Below are 19,431 nucleotides of genomic sequence, written 5' to 3' on the forward strand. Positions count from 1 at the left end.
AAATTGGGACGATTTTTTAGCAACCACTTCGGGAAATCATACATATCCCGAAGCGGGCTCGCCACGTGCGAGCCCTACATAAAAAAGCTGTCACACGAAGCCAAAATGCCTTCATGTGACACTTTTTTTATATTATAATAAAATCCGTTCTGGATGAGCAAATATTTTGAAAGAATCAGGCCGCAAGCCGCAGGACAGGGTAATCTGGTACTGCTCCGCCAGGGACACGCCCAGACTCGTCGGCAAGGCCCGCGATGCCAGGAAGCGAACGCCCAGGCCATGGATCTTTTTGATGACCGATTGGGGAACGCGGCCGCTGAAGACCAGGACGGCCTGACTGACGTCGATGTGCTGTAATTCGACGAAGCCCCGCAGGCGGTCGAGGACATTGTGGCGGCCGATATCTTCCGTATAGACGAGGACTTCATCGCCTTGGACCAAGGCCCCTTCGTGGACGCCGTGCGAGGCGTGATGTGCCGTCGATAAGCTGTCCAAGAGACCTCCATAGGAATAGAGCTTCTCTGCCGTAATCGGCACAAAAGGCGGCTTTTCTACTGCCCGTGCCGTCCCGGTTTCCGTCGTGACCCAGGCCGCCCCATCGTGCAGGCAGACACCAGCCAGCTTGCGGCCAGCCGGTATTTTCTCTTCGGCCAGACAGTAACCCACAGCCAGGACATCGATATCTTCCGGCGAAGAAATGAGCGTACTGATGCGCTGCCCATCGAGATAGAGCGGCGTCATCACTTCGACGGCAATGGACTGCTTCTTAGCTGCTGCGCCTTGGTAATAGTCGATATAGGGCAGCTCCCGGCACGACGAAAAATGTAAGTCATTCTGATTCATCTTCACGAAAATTCCCCCTTCCCCATCCAGAGCAGGGCCGTCAGGACGGCGCCGCCGAGGCTGCGGGCCTTGTCGGAAATCGTAAAGCAATTCTCCCGTTCATCATCCCGCGGGTCGATGTCGGCTATCTTGAAGCCTTGCGGTACCTGATAGCCGTCACGGATCAGTCCCCGGACGAATCCCGTCAGCGACGCCAGAATCGGCGTCCCCATACATTCCGTCACAGCCATTCCAAAAGGGATGGGCTCTTCTGTCAGGACAGCCATGGGCTGTCCTTTTTTTACTTTATCGCCGATGTGGACCAATCCGTATACGAACCCGGCCTGCTGACTGTGGATGACGCGCTCTTTGCCGTAGCCGGCAATCAATCCGGGAATCCCCGTATTGGCGATAGCCGTGCCCTGCCAAATGATACGCCCCAGCTGGTGGCCCCGCTTGGTTTCAATGACGGCATCGACATCGACCCCGGCCGTAAATCCCGGCCCCAGGGCCACGGTATGACGTGCCATACGCCGGTTCGTCCCCAAGTTCTTCTTAGCCAGGATGGCATCGACGACGGCCCAGGGCTTCAGCGCCGCAATCGACGCCCCTTCCGGGTCCACCAGCAAGGGAATGGCCTCGCCTTCCCAGGACTTCCGGACCTCGGCCAAAGACCGACAGCGGCAGCAAGTCAGATTCTCGACGGCAGCCGTCCCATCGTAGACGGCTTCACAGAGGGCCACCTGACGCCGGATAGCCGACGGCTTCTCCACTTCCAGCAGCAGCAGGCGGAACCCAGCCTCATACAAAGACTGGGCCACGCCCGTCGCCAGGTCCCCAGCCCCGCGGATAATGACCAATTTATCTTCCATAAGACCACCTTTCCACATCGAAACATCAAACATCCCTATTATAAGAGTGCTTGTCGCAAGACGTCAAGCACTCTTTAGTTGTTAGTGGCTAGCAGACGGCTTTAAATTTAAGGCCCTCTTCTACAAACTACAAACTCTGTACTACAAACTTTTATTTCTTTTTCTTCCGGCTATACGGCGTCCCTTCTAAGGGCAATGTTGTCTGGAACTGGCCGTTCCATTTATAGTAGGCTCCGGCTACGGCAGGTGCCGTCGGGATGGAGGTGATTTCGCCGACGCCGATGGCTCCGTAGGCTACGTCGACGCCTTCTTTTTCGATGGGAATGGCTTCGACGTCAGGGGCTTTATCGGCCCGGAACAGGCCCAGGGTCCCGAATTTGGCCGTCGGTTTACAGTGGTCCAACGGATATTGTTCCGTCAGAGCATAACCGCAGCCCATGACGGTGCCGCCTTCGATCTGGCCTTCCAGGCTCTTGCGGTTGACGACGCGGCCGACGTCGTGGGCGGCGACCATTTTGCGGATGGTACCGTCGTCATTGAGGATGCAGACGTGTGTGGCATAGCCGTAGGCGACGTGTGATACGGGATGAGGGACGTCAGCGCCCATCTTGTCGGTCTTGCCCAGGTATTCGCCGATGTATTCCCGACCGTTGAGGACATCTAAGTCGCTACGGTTGAAGCGGACGGCGGCCGTAGCGGGCGATTCTTTTTCTACCGTTACGCCTTCCAGGTAGTTGCTGGCATGGCTCGTTTCTTCATAAGGCAGGCCCTTGGCGGCAAAGAGGTCGCGCCGCAGCTGGACGGCGGCTCGCCGGGCCGCTTCCCCGGTCAACGTCGTCTGCCGCGAACCCGACGTCGTACCGGCATCGGGTGAGGTCGCCGTATTGGGCATATGCCATTTGATATCTTCAATGGGAAGACCTGCAGCCTGGGATACCATCTGGACCAGGACCGTGCCGACGCCCTGGCCGATGCAGGATGCCGACGAGTAAATGTGTACCCTGTCGTCTTTGACGACCAGACGGCAGCGGCCATAGTCGGGCAGGCCGACGCCGACGCCGGAATTCTTCAAGGCACAGGCAATGCCAACATAAGGCCCGCTGTGATAGTACGCCTCTTTGACGGCATCCAGCGTTTCGGCCAAGCCTGTCGACGGGTCGGCAATCTGGCCATTGGGCAGGATGTCACCGGGCCGGATGGCATTGCGATATCGGATTTCCCACGGGTCGATGCCGACCAGTTCAGCCAGTTTATTTAAGTTTAATTCCGTGGCAAAAATGGTCTGAGTGACGCCAAATCCGCGGAAGGCTCCGGCTGGTGGATTGTTAGTGTAAACGGCTGTCCCGTCGATGTCGATGGTCTGGTAGTTATAAGGCCCTGCCGCATGGGTACAGGCGCGCTGGAGAACGGGTCCGCCCAGGGAGGCATAGGCCCCGTTGTCGGTGACGGCGACGAGCTTCATAGCCGTCAGTTTCCCAGTTTCATCGCAGGCCGTCGTCATGTCCATGCTGAACTGATGGCGCTTGGGATGGATGAGGATGCTTTCCTGGCGCGTCAACTTCACTTTACATATCCGTTTACATACATAGGCGACGAGGGCAGCCAAATGCTGGACCGTCACGTCTTCCCGGCCGCCGAAGCCGCCGCCGACGAAGCAGTTCTCGACGATGACTTTTTCTTCCGGCAGGCCCAGCATGAGTGCCGTTTCCCGGCGCGTATCATAAATGCCCTGGTCCGACGAATAAACGAAGACGCCGTCATCAAAGGGCATGGCGACGGCACATTCCGGTTCCAGGAAGGCGTGTTCCGTCCATGGCGTTTCAAAGTGGTGCGTCACCTTATACTTCGAGGCGGCAATGACGGCATCAGCGTCGCCGCGGACCAGGTGTTCATGGGCCAGGACGTTCGTACCAGCCGACGGGTGTACCAGCGGCGCCCCTTCTTTCAGGGCGTCGGCTGCACAGGTCAGGGCCGGCAGTTCTTCATATTCGATATCGACGAGCTTCTTAGCCTGTTCCAGGATTTCCGGCGTTTCCGCAGCCACCAGGGCGATGGCGTCGCCCAGGAAGTGCGTCGTCGAGCCGACGGGGATGAGCGTATCCCAATCGGTCTTCAAATGGCCGACTTTGACGGACCCGGGGATATCGTCTGCCGTCAGGACGCAGACGACACCGGGCAGGGCCTTGGCCTTTTCCGCATGGATGGCCTTGACGACAGCCCGCGGATAAGCGCTGCGGATGGCACTGCCGTAACACATGCCGGGCAGGTCGACGGCGTCCAAATCATCTGTATATCTGCCGACGCCCAGGACTTTGGCCTTGACGTTGACGCGCTGGCAGGGAGCGCCGACGCCGCGGTAGCCGCCGCGGACGGGAAGAGGCTGGTCCGTGCGCAGCAAATCTGCTGCCATAGCGATGGCGTCGATGATTTTCTTATAACCCGTACAACGGCAGATATTATTGCGGATGGCCGCGGCGATTTCCAGCCGCGACGGCGCCGGGTTGGCGTCGATGAGGGCCTTGCCGCACATGACCATGCCGGGGATGCAGAAGCCGCACTGGACGGCGCCGGCTTCGCCAAAGGCGTAGACGAAGACGTCTTTTTCCCGCTTGGACAGCCCTTCGACGGTCAACACGTGTTTACCAGCCATGCGGCTGACCTTTTGGACACATGTCTTGGTCGCCTTGCCGTCGATGACGACCGTACAGGTTCCGCAGGCCCCTTCACTGCAGCCATCCTTGACGGATTTCAGGCGCAGGTCATTGCGCAGGACGTCGATGAGCTTGCGTTCTCCATCGGCTTCTATTTCACGGCCGTTTACCCATAGTTTACATAATTCACTCATAATGCCACCTTCCTATAATCAAGATTATCTTTTATCGCGGAATCGATACAACAAGGTTCCATAGCCGCGTTTTCCACAGAATTGATTGTCTTTGGCGATGATTTCGCCGCGGAGCATGGTCAGGCGGATCGTCGCCTGGACCGTCATGCCTTCATAGGGCGAATAGCCGCAGGTCGTGTGCAGGTTCTCCCTGGCAAAGGTCCGCGTCCCTTTCGGATCGATGAGGACGATGTCGGCATCGCTGCCGGGCAGCAGCGTCCCTTTGCGCGGATAGAGGCCAAAGATTTTGGCCACATTGGCACTGGTCACCTGGACGAAGCGCTCCAGGGTCAGCCGGCCTTTCAGGACGCCTTCACTGAACAGCAGGGGCATCCGTTCTTCGACGCCGGATACGCCGCCGGGACAGTTCCGGAAATCGCTGACATTCTCCTGTTTTTCAGCTATCGTAAAGGGGCAGTGGTCCGTCGCTACGGTCTGGATCGTCCCGTCGGCCAGGGCCTGCCACAGGGCCTGGTTGTCTTCGGCTTTCCGCAGCGGCGGCGCCAGCATGTATTTAATGCCTTCCATAGGGCCGCCGTGACGGAATTTCTCTTCTGTCAGCAATAAGTATTGCGGACACGTTTCACTGTAAATATGACGCTGGCCTTGGCGCCGGGCCAGGCGCAGCTGGTCCAGGCTCTCATGGGCCGACGTGTGGACGATATAGACCGGCGCATCGCCACAAGCCCGGGCTGCCGCCAGGACACGGCTCACGGCTGCGGCTTCGGCCACGTTGGGCCGCGTCTTCGCCTGGCCGATGGGCTGCAGGTCCTGCGGTCCCAGGGCATCCCGCAGGGCGTTGGTAATGCCGTCGCTTTCGGCATGGACCGTGAGCAGGCCGCCATGCTTCTTGATGACCGGCAGGAGCTGCATCAGTTTCTTCTCGCCGACGGGATAGCCATACGTCGTATAGGCTTTGAAACTGGGAAAACCTTCGTCGATGAGCTGGCCCAATTCCTGCAGGACCTGGTCGTCGACATGCTGGATGACGCCATGGAAGCTGTAGTCGACCGGGCAGGGCACGGCCAGTTTCCGGTACCGTTCAAAGGGATAGCGCAGGGAACAGCCGGCCGGGCCAAAGGCCATATGATCCAGGATGGTCGTCGTGCCGCCGCAGGCCGCTGCCACGCCACCGCTGTAAAAGTCATCGCACGCGCGGTACTGCGGCGACTGCTGCAGGTCCATATGGGTGTGGGCATCGATGCCGCCAGGGCAGACATAGAGGCCGTCGGCGTCGATGACCTGTTCATGACCGCTGTGCACAGCCTGTCCCAAGGCCTGGATTTTTCCCTCACGGACGGTAACGTCGGCCCGGAAATGTTCCCCTTCCAGGCAGACCGTCCCGTTTTTGATGACGTAATCCATGGTTTTCCCTTCTTTCTCTATTCAATCAGCAGGTAATCGTAATCGCGGCAGACCGTTTCCATGAAGGTCCGCAGGTCTTCCGGGATTGCTTCATCAGCCGTCCCTAAAGTCGTCGTCCGGATTTCTCCATCCAGGCGGACTTTGCAGAAGCCGCTGGCCTTGTCGAGGACGGCAAAGCCCGAATTATCGCTGTGGTCTAAATCGTCTTCATTAGCGAAGAGTGTAAACTTATCTACATACGGCGCACCGCCCCAGGGACAGAAGGTCCGGCAGTTGCCACATTCGTTACACATGTAGTCAATATGCAGAATCTGAGCCTGCATATGGCCCGGTACCTGGATGGCTGTATTGGCCCGATTGGGGCAGACTTCCGTACAGACTTCGCAGACGCTGTCACAATGGAGGCAGCGGCCGTCACAGCCTGTTTCCGGTGCCGTCTCCAGAATACCCCGCTTCGAGTAAACGTCGTTTACATCAGCTGGAATCAGGGTATCGACACTGGCCATCTGGCCTAAAATGCCTTCCGCCGCCCGCTTGCCGTCGGCAATACATTCGACGACGGATGTCGTCTTGCCGTAATGGCCATCGCCGATGACGGTCAGGCCTTCGATGGCGCCGGCCAGGGTGTCACCGATTTTCCCTTTGACGCCGCAGGCCGCCAGGATGATGTCATAGCCCTGCAATTCGTCGAGCGAGGCGATGGCCCTGCCGACGACGAGATGGACACCCATCTTTTCGATGAGGGCTACATCCTTGTCGATGGCTTCTGGTGAAATCTGCCCTTTCTTTTCACACAAGAAGGTCCGCACCAGGCCGCCAGGTTCGTCGTTCTTATCGAAGACGGTCACATCCAGGCCGCCGCGGGCCAGGAAATAAGCCGCCGACAGTCCGGCCGGACCGGCGCCGATGACAGCCGCTTTTCTCCCATTGGACGGCGTGGCCTGCAAAGTCGTCATGACGCTGGCATAGCCTTTTTCAGCAGCTATCAGCTTATTGCGCCGGATTTCAACAGGGGCATCACAGAAATTGCGCGTACAGCTGTTCATACAGGTATGGTAGCAGACGGTCCCCGTCGTAAAGGGCAGGGGATTCTTTTCCAGAATAATCTGCAGGGCCTGGTCATATTTCCCGGCGGCGACGAGGTCCATATAGGCCGGGATATCCTGATGGATGGGGCAAGTCTGGCTGCACGGTGCCATGAAGCAGTCCATCAAGGGCAGTGCCTGGTCGTTCTTGCGCTGCTGGGCCTTCGGGTCCAGACGGGCATAGTGGGCATCATCTTGAGCCTTAGCCAGCAAGTCATCCAGGGCCTTGACGTTTACACGAGTAAACGCCTGTCCACGCTGACCTTCAAAACACTGTGCCAGCTGGGCAAAGCGTTCATAGCCACCGGGCTTGAGCAGCGTCGTCGCCACCGTGACCGGCCAGATGCCGGCCCGGACGATATTCTTGATGTTGTGGGCATCGGCACCGCCGCTGTAAGAAATACGCAGGCTGCCGTCAAAGGCTTCACTCAGCTTCTTGGCCACATTCATGGACAGGAAAAAGAGGGGCTTGCCGGACATATACATTTCCGTCCCCGGCAATTCATGGCGCGTAATGTCGACGGGGAAGGTATTGGTCAGTTTGACGCCGAACAACAGGCCTTCCTCTTTACCCGCTTCCTGCAGCCCCTTGAGCATGGGTACGGCATCACGGTACTGTAAATCCGCCTTGAAATGGCTGTCATCGAAGACCATATGGCCATAGCCCAGGTCATCCATGCATTTCCGGACGAAGTCATAGCCCAGTAAGGTCGGGTTGCATTTGACGAAGGTATTGAGGTGTTTTTCTTTCAGTAAATAGCGGGCAATCCGTTCGATTTCATCGGGCGGACAGCCGTGCATGGTCGAGACCGTGACAGAGTTGCAGATTTCTGCCGGAATGGCTTCGACGTCTTCCCGACGGAGTTTCTGGAACCGGTCCAGATGGGCCAGGAGCCAGGCTTTGCACTCGGCAAAGATAGCCGTATGGGATGCGTCTTTCAGATTTTCGATGAACGAATCGATTTTTGCCGTCTGTATCCCTGCCAGGTCGTAGCCGACGGACATGTTGAACTGCATCCCGTCCGGACTTCCTAAGCCGTATTCGACGGCCATGACGTGGACCAGGAACCAGGCCTTGACGTATTCTTCCAGGGCCTTGGGGACGGTCAGTTCCGTCGACCATTCGACATTGTAACATTCATCGTCGGCCTTGATGCAGGGTTTGGGAACGGGCAGGTCTTCGCCGTCGATTTTCTGGACCGTCTTCAGTTCAAAGAAGCGCGCTCCCGCCGCATAGCCGGCAGCGATATTCTGGGCCAGCTGGGTATGGGGACCGGCAGCCGGGCCAAAGGGCATTTCCAGCGGTCTGTCAAAGATAGTATATGTCCGATTCGGGTCGGCCTGTAGGCGATGGTGGACGCCAAAGATCGTCCCTGACGGCGCTTCGGTCAGGACCCAGTTCATCAATTTTCCAAAGGGAATGGATGTCATGCGATCACTCATGATAGATTCCTCCTTATAAGTATCCATTAATGCGTCCGGCCAGGGTCGCTGCGCCTTCGCGGATTTTAGCCATCAGGGCTTCTTCATCGACACCGGTGAGCTGGCGGTTTTCCATGAGGACTTTGCCATTGGCAATAGTCGTGACGACATCGTGGCCGCTCATGCCGAATAAGATGTGACTGTTGATGTTTTCTTCATTCATCGGCGTCGGAGCAATGTAATCCATGACGATGACGTCGGCTGCAGCCCCTTCTGCCAGTACGCCTAAGGGCTTCTTGAAATAGCGGTTGGCCATGGCTGCGTTGTTATAGAACAGCATCTGCGGTACTTCAGCCCAGGCGGCTGTAGCGTCGCAGAGATGGTGTTTGTGCAGGATATTGGCGACTTTATAGGACTCAATCATATCGTGCGTATAGCCATCGGTCCCCAAGCCGGTCAGGATACCGCGGTGGACCATGTCCATCGTCGGCGGGCAGCCACAGGCATTGCCCATGTTCGATTCCGGATTGTGGACGACCATGGTATTTGTCGCCTTGATGAGGTCCATTTCGTGGGGATTGACGTGGATGCAGTGGCCGAGCAGGGTCTTGGGCCCTAAGATATTCCAGTCATAAAGGCGGTCGATAATGCGTTTACCGTGTTTCTTCAGACAATCCTGCAAGTCTTCGATGCCTTCGGCGACGTGGATGTGGTAACCCACGCCGTCCGGTTTATGTTCGGCTGCCAGGGCCATCGTTTTGTCGCTGATGGTAAATTGGGCATGCATGCCCATCATGCCGGCAATCATGTCCGTCGTGTCGGCCTGAGCGTGGCGGATCCAGGCTTCATTTTCCAGGACTGCCTGGCAAGCTTTATCCTGACCGTCGCGGTCGGAGACTTCGTAGCACAGACACGAGCGGACGCCCAGTTCCTGCGCTGCCTGGCCGATGGCAAAGAGGCTGTCCTTGATTTCACCAAAACTGGCGTGATGGTCGAAGACTGTCGTCACGCCGTTCTTGATACATTCGACATACGTTTCCATGGCGCTCAAATAAGTCAGGTCGTTGGTCAAGTGACGGTCGATGTTCCACCACAGGCCGTCGAGGATGTCCAGGAAGCCCTTGGGCGCATAGCCGTCGATATTCATACCCCTGGCCATGGCGCTGTAAATATGCTCGTGAACGTTGATGAAAGCCGGCATGATGACACCGCCTTTGGCATCGATAAAAGCGGCGTCTGGATAGGCTCGGCGGATTTCTGCCGTCTGGCCGACGCGGCAGATTGTCGTGCCGTCTATGGCTACGGCGCCATCAGGGAAATATTGATTCTTCGCGTCGCGGGTAACGACGTGACCGTTTCCGACGATTAACATAAGTATACCTCCTCTATGCTATACAAATCATAAATCATAAGATTTCTTGCAGTTAATGCATGTTATTTGTGTCATTCTCGTATCTATCTTAATAGTAACCCGTTCCGCCTTACCTGTCAATTTTTTTTTAGTCTAAAAATTTTTTATTATCTTTTTGTTATAGCCTGTAATGGAAAGATGTTTTTTCGACATACCTTTTTTCACCAAGGGCGTTGATTTATCCCGAAAATATGCTATAGTAACAGTACCTAAAAAATTTTTAGCAGATAAGCTAATAATCTGTTTTTGATATGAGAAAGAGGTGCCCCTTATGTTAGACGACGTCGTCCTCAACTTCTTGCGTCACTTAGCCAAAGGCCTGGCAGACCAATTCGGCCCGAACTGTGAAATCGTCATCCACGACTTGAGCGATAATTATAAGGAAAATTCCATCGTCGCCATCGAAAATGGCCACGTCACCAACCGCAAAGTAGGCGATGGCCCGTCTATGGCCGTCCTCGACGCCCTGCGCAGCGATCCCGACAAGCTCCAGGACCATACGAGTTACCTGACCAAGACCAAAGACGGCCGCATCCTCAAGTCGACGACCATTTACATCCGCAATGAACAGCAAAAAGTCATCGGCATCTTCTCCATCAACTATGACATTACCGAACTGATGATGGTCGAAAATGCCATCAAGCCGCTCATCTCGGTCACGTCCAAGGAAGATAAGGTCAGCCGCATCCCGCAGAATGTCACGGACCTCCTCAACGACCTCATCGACGAATCGACGCGTCAGGTCGGCAAACCCGTCCCCCTCATGACACGGGAAGACAAGATCAAAGCCATCAAATTCCTCAACGACCGCGGGGCCCTGCTGATCACCAAGGCCGGCGACAAAATCTCCAAACACTTCGGCATCTCCAAATATACCCTGTACAGCTACATCGACAGCGGAGAAGAGTGAGATTAAGGGGCTATCGCACGAAGGCTTCTATCATCATGCAAGATTCCTTTCTCTTTATCGTTTATAGTACGGAGTTTGTAGTTTGTAGAAGCTGACTTTAAATTTAAAAGCCTTCACTAAAAACTACAAACTGCAAACTTAATACTCAAAAAAGGGCTTGTTGCACATGCGACAAGCCCTTTTTCTATGCCCAAATGTAACAGTTCTCTTTCTGTCATTGCAAAAAAAGTGTAGATACCTAACAAATTTTTAGCTCTTTTCTATTGCAAATCTGTAAGGTCATGTTATACTCTAGGTATACAAAAACTTTTAGATTTACTAAAATATTTTTTTCAGTTTATCTTTAGGAGGTACGGATATGAAGAAAGATATGAAATGGGCTATGAACCATCTGCCCAAATCAGATGATAAAAATTTGCCGATCATGTCCCTCAGCGAAGTCGCCAAGGCCCGGACATTCCACCAGAGTTTCCCGCAATACAGCGAAACGCCGCTGACCCGGCTCACGCAGATGGCCCGCTACCTGGGCGTCGGTTCGATTTTCGTCAAAGATGAATCGTACCGCTTCGGCCTCAATGCCTTCAAAGTCCTGGGCGGTTCCTATTCCATGGCCAAGTACATCGCCAAGGAAACGCACCGCGATGTATCGGACATGCCTTATGACGTCCTGACGTCAGATGAGCTCCGCCAGGAATTCGGCCAGGCAACCTTCTTCACGGCAACCGACGGCAACCACGGCCGCGGCGTCGCCTGGGCCGCCCAGAAGCTGGGCCAGAAAGCCGTCGTCCACATGCCGAAAGGCACGACCCAGACGCGGCTGGAAAACATCAAGAAACTCGGCGCCGACGTCGACATCCTCGACCTCAATTACGACGATTGCGTCCGCCAGGCAGCCAAAGAAGCCGCCGCTACGCCGCACGGCGTCATGGTCCAGGACACGGCCTGGGACGGCTATGAAGAAATCCCGTCGTGGATCATGCAGGGCTACGGCACGATGGCCATGGAAGCTGGCGAACAGCTGAAGGCCCGGGGCATCGAACGGCCGACGCACATCTTCGTCCAGGCCGGTGTCGGGTCCCTGGCCGGTGCCGTCGTCGGTTACTTCGCCAACCTCTATAAAGACAATCCGCCGAAATTCATCGTCGTCGAAGCATCGGCCGCAGCCTGTCTGTATAAAGGTGCCGCAGCCGGTGACGGCAAGCCCCGCATGGTCGGCGGTGACCTGGATACCATCATGGCCGGCCTGGCCTGCGGCGAACCGAACACGATTTCCTGGGACATCCTCAAGAACCATGTGACGACCTTCATCGCAGCCGATGACCCCATCACGGTCCGCGGTATGCGTATGCTGGCAGCGCCCCTCAAAGGAGATGCGCCCATCGTATCCGGTGAATCCGGTGCCGTCCCCTTCGGCACCCTGGCTACAATCATGTTATCCGATGAATGTAAGGACCTGCGCGCTGAACTCGGCCTCGACGACCATTCACAGGTCCTGGTCTTCTCGACAGAAGGCGACACGGACCCGGAACGCTATAAGAATATCGTCTGGCGCGGTTTGAATAAGTAAAACATTATATAAGATATAGGAGTGATTTTCATGACAGTACCGTACGAAAAAATCAAAGAAGCCGCCAAAGGCTATGAACAGGATATGACCCGTTTCCTGCAGGACATCGTTAAATTCCCCGGTGAAAGCTGCGGCGAAAAGGAACATATCGACCGCATTGCCGAAGAAATGCGCAAACTCGATTTCGATAAAGTGGAAATCGACCCCATGGGCAACGTCCTGGGCTACATGGGCACCGGCAAGACCCTCATCGGCTTCGACGCCCACATCGACACCGTCGGCATCGGCAACAAGGCCAACTGGGATTTCGATCCCTACGAAGGCTTTGAATCGGAAACGGAAATCGGCGGCCGCGGCACGTCGGATCAGCTCGGCGGCATCGTTTCTGCCGTCTACGGCGCCCGCATCATGAAGGACCTGGGCCTCCTATCCGACAAGTACACCGTCCTGGTCACCGGTACGGTCCAGGAAGAAGACTGCGACGGCCTCTGCTGGCAGTACATCATCAACGAAGACAAGGTCCGTCCGGAATTCGTCGTCTCCACGGAACCGACAGACGGCGGCATCTACCGCGGCCAGCGCGGCCGCATGGAAATCCGCATCGACGTCCAGGGTGTATCCTGCCACGGCAGCGCACCCGAACGCGGTGATAACGCCATTTACAAGATGGCCGATATCCTCCAGGACGTGCGGGCCCTCAACGAAAATGACGCAGCCGACACGACGGAAATCAAAGGCCTGGTCAAGATGCTCGACAAGAAATACAATCCCGAATGGGAAGAAGCCAACTTTCTCGGCCGCGGTACAGTCACGTGCTCCCAGATTTTCTATACCTCGCCGAGCCGCTGCGCCGTCGCCGATTCCTGTGCCGTCTCCCTGGACCGCCGCATGACGGCCGGCGAAACGTGGCAGAGCTGCCTCGATGAAATCCGGGCTCTGCCGAGCGTCCAGAAGTACGGCGACGATGTCAAAGTCAGCATGTATGAATACGCCCGCCCGAGCTACACCGGCCTGACCTATCCCATCGAATGTTACTTCCCGACATGGGTCATCCCGAAAGACCACAAAGTCACCAAAGCCCTGGAAGAAGCCTATACCTCCCTCTTCGGCGACAGCCGCATCGGCACTGCCGAAGCGGAAGCCATGCGTAAAGCCCGCCCCCTGACGGATAAATGGACCTTCTCGACTAACGGCGTTTCCATCATGGGCCGCAACGGCATCCCCGTCATCGGCTTCGGCCCCGGCGCAGAAGCCCAGGCCCATGCACCGAACGAAAAGACATGGAAACAGGACCTCGTCACCTGTGCCGCCGTCTATGCCGCATTACCTTCTGTATACACCGATAAATGATCACATCCCATAACGATTAAAAGGAGACTGCCCTATGAAAACCTTACAGGACTACATCGATAAATTAAATGCCCTCAATTTCAAAGACATGTATGAAAACGACTTTTTCCTCACCTGGGACAAGACCGATGACGAACTGGAAGCCATCTGGGTCCTAGCCGACGCCCTCCGCTTCATGCGGGAACACAATATTTCCACAAAGATTTTTGAAAGCGGCTTAGGCATTTCCATCTTCCGCGATAATTCGACGCGGACCCGTTTTTCCTTCGCCTCGGCCTGCAATCTCTTAGGCCTGCAGGTCCAGGACCTGGACGAAAAGAAGAGCCAGATTGCCCACGGCGAAACGGTCCGGGAAACGGCCAACATGATCTCCTTCATGGCCGACGTCATCGGCATCCGCGACGACATGTACATCGGCAAAGGTCATGCCTACCAGAAAGAAGTCGTCGATTCCGTCACGCAGGGCTATAAAGACGGCATCCTCGAACAGAAACCGACGCTGGTCAACCTCCAGTGCGACATCGACCATCCGACTCAGTGTATGGCCGACGCGGCCCACATCATCCACGAAATGGGCGGCCTGGAAAACCTGAAGGGCAAAAAAATCGCCATGACCTGGGCTTACTCCCCGTCCTATGGCAAACCCCTCTCGGTCCCGCAGGCGTCATCGGCCTCATGACCCGTCTGGGCATGGACGTCGTCCTGGCTCATCCCGAAGGCTATGAAGTCATGCCGGACGTCGTCGACGTCGCCAAAAAGAACGCCGAAAAATCGGGCGGCTCCTTCCGCATCACCCACGACATGGCCGACGCCTTCAAAGACGCCGACGTCGTCTATCCCAAGAGCTGGGCTCCCTTTGCAGCCATGGAAAAGCGGACTAACCTCTACGCCGCTGGCGACCAGGCCGGCATCGACGCCCTGGAACAGGAACTCTTAGCCCAGAACGCGCAGCATAAAGACTGGTGCTGTACAGAAGAATTGATGAAGACCACGAAAGACGGCAAAGCTATGTATCTCCACTGCCTGCCGGCCGACATCAACGGCGTCAGCTGTGAAGACGGCGAAGTCGAAGCCTCTGTCTTTGACCGCTATCGCGATTCCCTCTATAAAGAAGCCAGCTACAAACCCTATGTCATCGCCGCCATGATCATGCTGGCCAAATGCCAGGATCCGGCTCAGACCCTGAAAGCCTTAGAAGAACGCGGCATTCTGCGCAAAATGAAATAATTTGACCGCCAAAGGTGCCGGTCCTCCGGACCGGTGCCTTTTTCATCTCCCTGCCATGCGTTTTACTCATCGTTTATAAAACTTTTTCACACATAAAAGGAGATTTATCATGACCGAGAAAAAGAAACGTATCGTCATTGCCCTCGGCGGCAACGCCCTGGGAAATACACTGCACGAACAGATGCTGGCCGTCAAGACGACAGCCAAAGCCATCGTCGACCTCATCCAGGAAGGCTGTGAAGTCATCGTCGCCCACGGCAACGGCCCGCAGGTCGGCATGATCAACCACGCCATGGCCGCCCTGAGCCGGGAAGACCCGAACCAGCCCAACACGCCGCTGTCGGTCTGTGTCGCCATGAGCCAGGCTTACATCGGCTATGACCTGCAGAATGCCCTGCGCGAAGAAATGTACAACCGCGACATCTTCGACATCCCCGTCGCCACCATGGTCACTCAGGTCCGCGTCGACCCGGAAGACCCGGCATTCAAGAACCCGTCGAAGCCCATCGGCCATTTCATGACCAAGGAACAGGCGGAATACGCTGCCAAAGAATACGGCTACATCGTCAAGGAAGATGCCGGCCGGGGCTGGCGCCGCGTCGTCGCCTCGCCGCTACCCCAGGAAATCATTGAAATCGGCGCCATCCAAACCCTCGTCGATTCCGGCCAGCTGGTCATCGCCTGCGGTGGCGGCGGCATCCCCGTCATGCGCCACGGCAACCACCTCAAAGGGGCCAGTGCCGTCATCGACAAGGATTTTGCCAGCGAACGCCTGGCCGAAGACCTCCACGCCGACTACCTCATCATCCTGACAGCCGTGGAAAAAGTCGCCATCCATTTTGGCCAGGCAGACGAACAGTGGCTGTCGGAAATGACGACCGACCAAGCCCGGCAATATATGGCTCAAAATGAATTCGCTCCCGGCTCGATGCTGCCCAAAGTCCAGGCTGCCGTCAAATTCGCCGAATCCCGTCCCGGCCGGACAGCCTTGATCACACTGCTCCAAAAAGCCAAAGAAGGCATCCTCGGAAAGACGGGGACCCGCATTTACCGGGGCGCAAGGATCTGACTGATTCCCTGTTGCACGTAATGGATGAATTTCTTGACTGCCGGTGATGCCCCATCCCGGCTGGGAATGGCAATGCCAATGGTAATCGTATGGGGCGGATCCATGGGAAGGATAGCCACGCGGCCCTGCCACTGTGCCGTCATGAGGCGATTGTTCATACTGACACCCAGGCCGGCTTCGACCATGCGATAGGTCGTATAGTTATCGATGGCCGTATATCGCGTTTCATAAGAAATATGTTCTTCCTTAAGGATCCGGACGACATCCGTATCCTGCTGCGGCAGTGGTTCAATAAAAGATTCATGACACAACTGCTTCAACGGGTATACCTCGGCTCGTGCCAAGGGATGATTTTCCGGAAGCCACATGACCATTTCATCTTCACATAAGGGAATCCAGTCTCCGGAAAAAGGGCGCCACGTCGTGATACAACAATCGAAGCGCCCTTCTTCCAATCCATCGTACATCACTTTATTGGCGCATTCCTCGATGTGGACGTGGACTGCCGGATAGGCCTGCTGGAAAGCCTGTATGATCTGCGGCAGCCAGTTGGCGGCTACACTGAAATAAGAGCCAATGTAAATATCCCCGGCCGTCAATCCCCGGATCTGGGCACTGTACTGCAACAAAGCATCTTCATCACGGATGAGGCGGCGCAGATAAGGGAGCACTGCCTGCCCTTCACGGGTCAGATAAATGCCTTGTGCCGTCCGCCCCAGCAGGGGAAAGCCGATTTCTTTTTCCAGCGATGCAATGGACCGCATGACGCCAGACGGGGTATATCCCAATCGTTCGGCAGCTGAAGAAAAACTGCCCGCCTGGATGACTTGCAGCAAGAGCCTGCATTTTTCCGTATTCATATCTATCACCTTTGCTTTTTTATCAAAACTATATATATTATTTTGCTATTCTCTCCATACTGCTTTTATCGTATCATAAAAGCAAGAAAAAAGTAAGGAGGGACTTTTTCATGAAACAAAGAAATGCAGAAATACTGCTCATCATCGTCATCGCTTCGCGCAGCATTTCCTATCTCCTGTCGAAAATCGGACTGAACGGGATACCGCCTTTAGAATTACTGGCAATCCGCTTCGCCCTGACGACACTTATCCTGCTGCTGCTCTTTCACCGCCGCCTCCCGCTGTTGACGCGCCAGCTATGGAAGGCTGCCGGCCTCTTAGGGACCTTCCTCTTCGCCTGCATGACCTGTGAACTCATCAGCCTGACGACGATTCCCTCGTCGACAGCGGCCTTCCTGGAAAATACATCCGCCGTCTGGGTCCTGATCCTAATGGCCGTCGTCAGCCACCATTGGCCGGGAAAGCAAGTCCTGACGGCTACGAGCCTGCTCCTCATCGGCATCGCCTGTCTTACCCTGCAAGGCGCCGTTTTCCATCTGGCACCGGGAGAAATCATCTGCCTGACCGGTTCCGTCTTCTACGCCCTTTGGATCTGCCTGACCGCCCGCCTGGCCCGGCAGTACGACCCATTGCTGCTGGGGATCTTGCAAATGGGATTCCTCGCCGTGTACAGTACAGCAGGCATGGTCTTATTTGAAAGCCCGGCCGTTCCTGCCGATACGACGACGTGGGGTGCCATCCTGGCCCTGGTCTTCATCTGTTCCGTCTTTGGCTTCACCTTCCAGCCCGTCGCCCAAAAGTATACCAGCGCCGAAAAAGCCGGCCTGTTTACAGCACTGAACCCGCTCATCGCCGCCGTCCTGGCGTCATTTTCCTGGGCGAAACCTTTACGCCCGTCCAATTAGCCGGAGCCATCTGTATCCTCCTGGGCATCATCATCGTCCAGCTTCCCGAAAAATATCGCTGCAAAACGCATAGCTGTCAAAATGGATGACACCTGCCTTGACAAAACACCTCCGCCCGGCCTATGCTGAATGCGGAGGTGTCTTTATGAAAAAAAATCGTCTTATCGCAGCCGGACTCTTAGGCCTATTGTGGCTTCCCGGCCTGGCACTGGGCCAGGAAGAGGATGTACAACAAGCCAAGCCAGCAACGGTATGGCAGGACCTGTATTACAGTCGCCAAGAAAAAAAAAGACCTCATCATCAGTGCTGATGACAAAGTCCCTCATTCTTTCTACGGCCTGCAGATTGGCGACAAAAAAAGCGACGCCCTGAAAAAGCTGCGTCCAGCCTTCAAATTCATGTATGAACTCAAGGCCATCGGTAACGAATACCTCCTGTCCGACGTCGTCTACCCGGACTATTACCTGACCATCATGTTCGACGAAAAGGGCCGGGTATTCATGATAAGCTATCAAAAAAACCAAAAATACGAATTGCTGTAGAACGGCGTTCAAAGAAAACATTATTCGCAGGCCGCCGATCGCAGTTAGCAGACGGTCCACCGGACCGCTTTCGTAGGGGACATCCTGTAAGCCTTTTGGGCCCGTCAGGTGCCGACCAGCAGGAGGCGCAGGACGGCTGCCAAAACGGACAGCTGTGGCTAGGCGTCCCGTTGTGAGAATCCCGCGAAATGCTGTTCGGAGAAAACGCCATTCGCAGGCCGCAGTTCGCAAAACCATGCCTCATGGACCTGTTATGTATATCACCATTTATTCGCGGCGGGCCGCCCAAGGCTCCCTTTATAGGGGAGCTGACCGCTAAAGGCGGTCTGAGAGGTTAAAGATCGGCCCCTACGCAGGCCCCGGTCGGGGCGTTTTTACGAGCTGAGGGTTACTCGAAGCGATGTTGTTAGTTTGAGTTTATCGCTGCGCAGCCGCATCGTAGGGGCGCCACGTGGGGCGCCCGCTACGCGCTGAGGGTTTCCCGAAGCGTCGTTGTCAGTTTGAGTCTGTCGCGGCGGAACGCCGCATCTGAGTCCGAGCCCGTCATGTATGGCGTGTACATCACATTTCAGGCGGGCCGCCCTTTGGGACGGCCCCTACGAATAGCAAAAAAGCACTGGAATTTTCCAGTGCTCTTTTCACTAATCAGCGGCTTCCTATCCTCCCAGGGGGCCTCCCCCCAAGTACTCTCGGCGTTTGCGGGCTTAACTGCTGTGTTCGGCATGGGAACAGGTGGATCCCCGCAGCTATCGCCACTGAATTATGTTATTCAGGCGTCGGACAAGTCCGACGTAAGCGATTCACACAGTTTTGCGTGTCGTCTCCGACTCCTTCAAAACTGGTTCTCTGCTTATCGTATCCTGACAACTGCATAAAAATGTTTCATACATCCAACGAACTATCAAGAATCTTTCCGCTCGTCTCCGAATCGTCGTTCTCTCTGTGTATCTGTTTCCAAATTCACAGCCTCCTGAGATTCGGAGTAAGCGATTCGCACATGTTTGTGCGTCGCCTTTCGGCTCCTTCAAACATGGCTCTCTGCTTAAGTCAAGTCCTCGGTCTATTAGTACCGGTCCGCTCCGTACATCGCTGTACTTCCACTCCCGGCCTATCAACCACATCGTCTTTGTGGACCTTAGA

At 55.7% G+C, this 19,431-nt stretch carries 15 protein-coding genes and 2 rRNA genes; 8 read left to right on the plus strand and 9 right to left on the minus strand.

Translation table 11 applies throughout. The features are described from left to right. Nucleotides 1–132 precede the first annotated feature (132 nt). From NM10_RS09200 to ssnA, 6 genes are all read right to left on the minus strand, one after another. On the minus strand, nucleotides 133–843 hold the full coding sequence (locus NM10_RS09200) for a formate dehydrogenase accessory sulfurtransferase FdhD (protein ID WP_239639692.1): 711 nt from the start codon (nucleotides 841–843) through the stop codon (nucleotides 133–135). Between the two features lie 2 nt (nucleotides 844–845). Then, complete coding sequence (gene yqeB / locus NM10_RS09205) at nucleotides 846–1,694, minus strand: selenium-dependent molybdenum cofactor biosynthesis protein YqeB (protein ID WP_020311308.1); 849 nt, start codon at nucleotides 1,692–1,694, stop codon at nucleotides 846–848. Nucleotides 1,695–1,845: 151 nt separating this feature from the next. Next, nucleotides 1,846–4,539 carry a selenium-dependent xanthine dehydrogenase gene (gene xdh / locus NM10_RS09210; RefSeq protein WP_020311309.1) on the minus strand — a complete coding sequence of 898 codons (2,694 nt, stop codon included), beginning with the start codon at nucleotides 4,537–4,539 and terminating at the stop codon, nucleotides 1,846–1,848. 24 nt (nucleotides 4,540–4,563) lie between these two features. Next, nucleotides 4,564–5,943: a dihydropyrimidinase gene (gene hydA / locus NM10_RS09215; protein ID WP_020311310.1), complete on the minus strand. Its 1,380-nt coding sequence runs from the start codon at nucleotides 5,941–5,943 to the stop codon at nucleotides 4,564–4,566. 17 nt (nucleotides 5,944–5,960) lie between these two features. Beyond that, entirely contained in the window at nucleotides 5,961–8,471 is a 2,511-nt protein-coding gene (gene ygfK / locus NM10_RS09220; protein ID WP_020311311.1) for a putative selenate reductase subunit YgfK, read from the minus strand. Between the two features lie 13 nt (nucleotides 8,472–8,484). Further along, entirely contained in the window at nucleotides 8,485–9,822 is a 1,338-nt protein-coding gene (ssnA, locus tag NM10_RS09225) for a putative aminohydrolase SsnA (protein WP_020311312.1), read from the minus strand. Nucleotides 9,823–10,132: 310 nt separating this feature from the next. Between ssnA and NM10_RS09230 the strand changes: the two genes are divergently transcribed. The 6 genes from NM10_RS09230 (at nucleotide 10,133) to arcC (ending at nucleotide 15,984) form a co-directional block, all read left to right on the plus strand. Continuing rightward, nucleotides 10,133–10,771, plus strand: a complete 639-nt coding sequence (locus NM10_RS09230; RefSeq protein WP_020311313.1) for a helix-turn-helix transcriptional regulator — start codon at nucleotides 10,133–10,135, stop codon at nucleotides 10,769–10,771. Nucleotides 10,772–11,129: 358 nt separating this feature from the next. Further along, a complete protein-coding gene (gene dpaL, locus NM10_RS09235) occupies nucleotides 11,130–12,338 on the plus strand; it encodes a diaminopropionate ammonia-lyase (protein ID WP_020311314.1) in 1,209 nt (402 codons plus the stop codon). A 30-nt stretch (nucleotides 12,339–12,368) separates the two neighbouring features. Then, nucleotides 12,369–13,688 (plus strand): YgeY family selenium metabolism-linked hydrolase, encoded by a 1,320-nt coding sequence (locus tag NM10_RS09240; RefSeq protein ID WP_020311315.1) that lies wholly within the window; start codon nucleotides 12,369–12,371, stop codon nucleotides 13,686–13,688. Between the two features lie 34 nt (nucleotides 13,689–13,722). Continuing rightward, the gene (locus tag NM10_RS14705; RefSeq protein WP_239639689.1) at nucleotides 13,723–14,367 is read left to right on the plus strand and encodes a hypothetical protein; all 645 of its coding nucleotides are present in this window, start codon (nucleotides 13,723–13,725) and stop codon (nucleotides 14,365–14,367) included. Then, entirely contained in the window at nucleotides 14,364–14,915 is a 552-nt protein-coding gene (locus tag NM10_RS14710; RefSeq protein ID WP_239639690.1) for a hypothetical protein, read from the plus strand. Before NM10_RS14705 ends, NM10_RS14710 begins: the two co-directional genes overlap by 4 nt. 109 nt (nucleotides 14,916–15,024) lie before the next feature. Then, on the plus strand, nucleotides 15,025–15,984 hold the full coding sequence (gene arcC / locus NM10_RS09250) for a carbamate kinase (RefSeq protein WP_020311316.1): 960 nt from the start codon (nucleotides 15,025–15,027) through the stop codon (nucleotides 15,982–15,984). On the opposite strand, the gene NM10_RS09255 is transcribed toward arcC, so the two are convergent. Continuing rightward, complete coding sequence (locus tag NM10_RS09255) at nucleotides 15,963–16,844, minus strand: LysR family transcriptional regulator (RefSeq protein ID WP_020311317.1); 882 nt, start codon at nucleotides 16,842–16,844, stop codon at nucleotides 15,963–15,965. The genes arcC and NM10_RS09255 overlap by 22 nt on opposite strands. 110 nt (nucleotides 16,845–16,954) lie before the next feature. On the opposite strand from NM10_RS09255, the gene NM10_RS09260 reads away from it, so the two are divergent. Beyond that, entirely contained in the window at nucleotides 16,955–17,749 is a 795-nt protein-coding gene (locus tag NM10_RS09260; protein ID WP_020311318.1) for a DMT family transporter, read from the plus strand. Nucleotides 17,750–17,973: 224 nt separating this feature from the next. Continuing rightward, nucleotides 17,974–18,291: a hypothetical protein gene (locus NM10_RS09265; protein ID WP_020311319.1), complete on the plus strand. Its 318-nt coding sequence runs from the start codon at nucleotides 17,974–17,976 to the stop codon at nucleotides 18,289–18,291. Nucleotides 18,292–18,934: 643 nt separating this feature from the next. Here the strand turns inward: NM10_RS09265 and rrf are convergent. Together rrf and NM10_RS14045 are read right to left on the minus strand one after the other, a co-directional pair. Next, nucleotides 18,935–19,051 (minus strand): 5S ribosomal RNA (rrf, locus tag NM10_RS09270). A 283-nt stretch (nucleotides 19,052–19,334) separates the two neighbouring features. Beyond that, nucleotides 19,335–19,431, minus strand: a 23S ribosomal RNA gene (locus NM10_RS14045); the annotation flags it as partial.

Origin of the sequence: Megasphaera sp. NM10, from assembly GCF_000417505.1 — a bacterium.
In the GTDB taxonomy this organism is placed as follows: Bacteria; Bacillota; Negativicutes; order Veillonellales; family Megasphaeraceae; genus Megasphaera; species Megasphaera intestinihominis.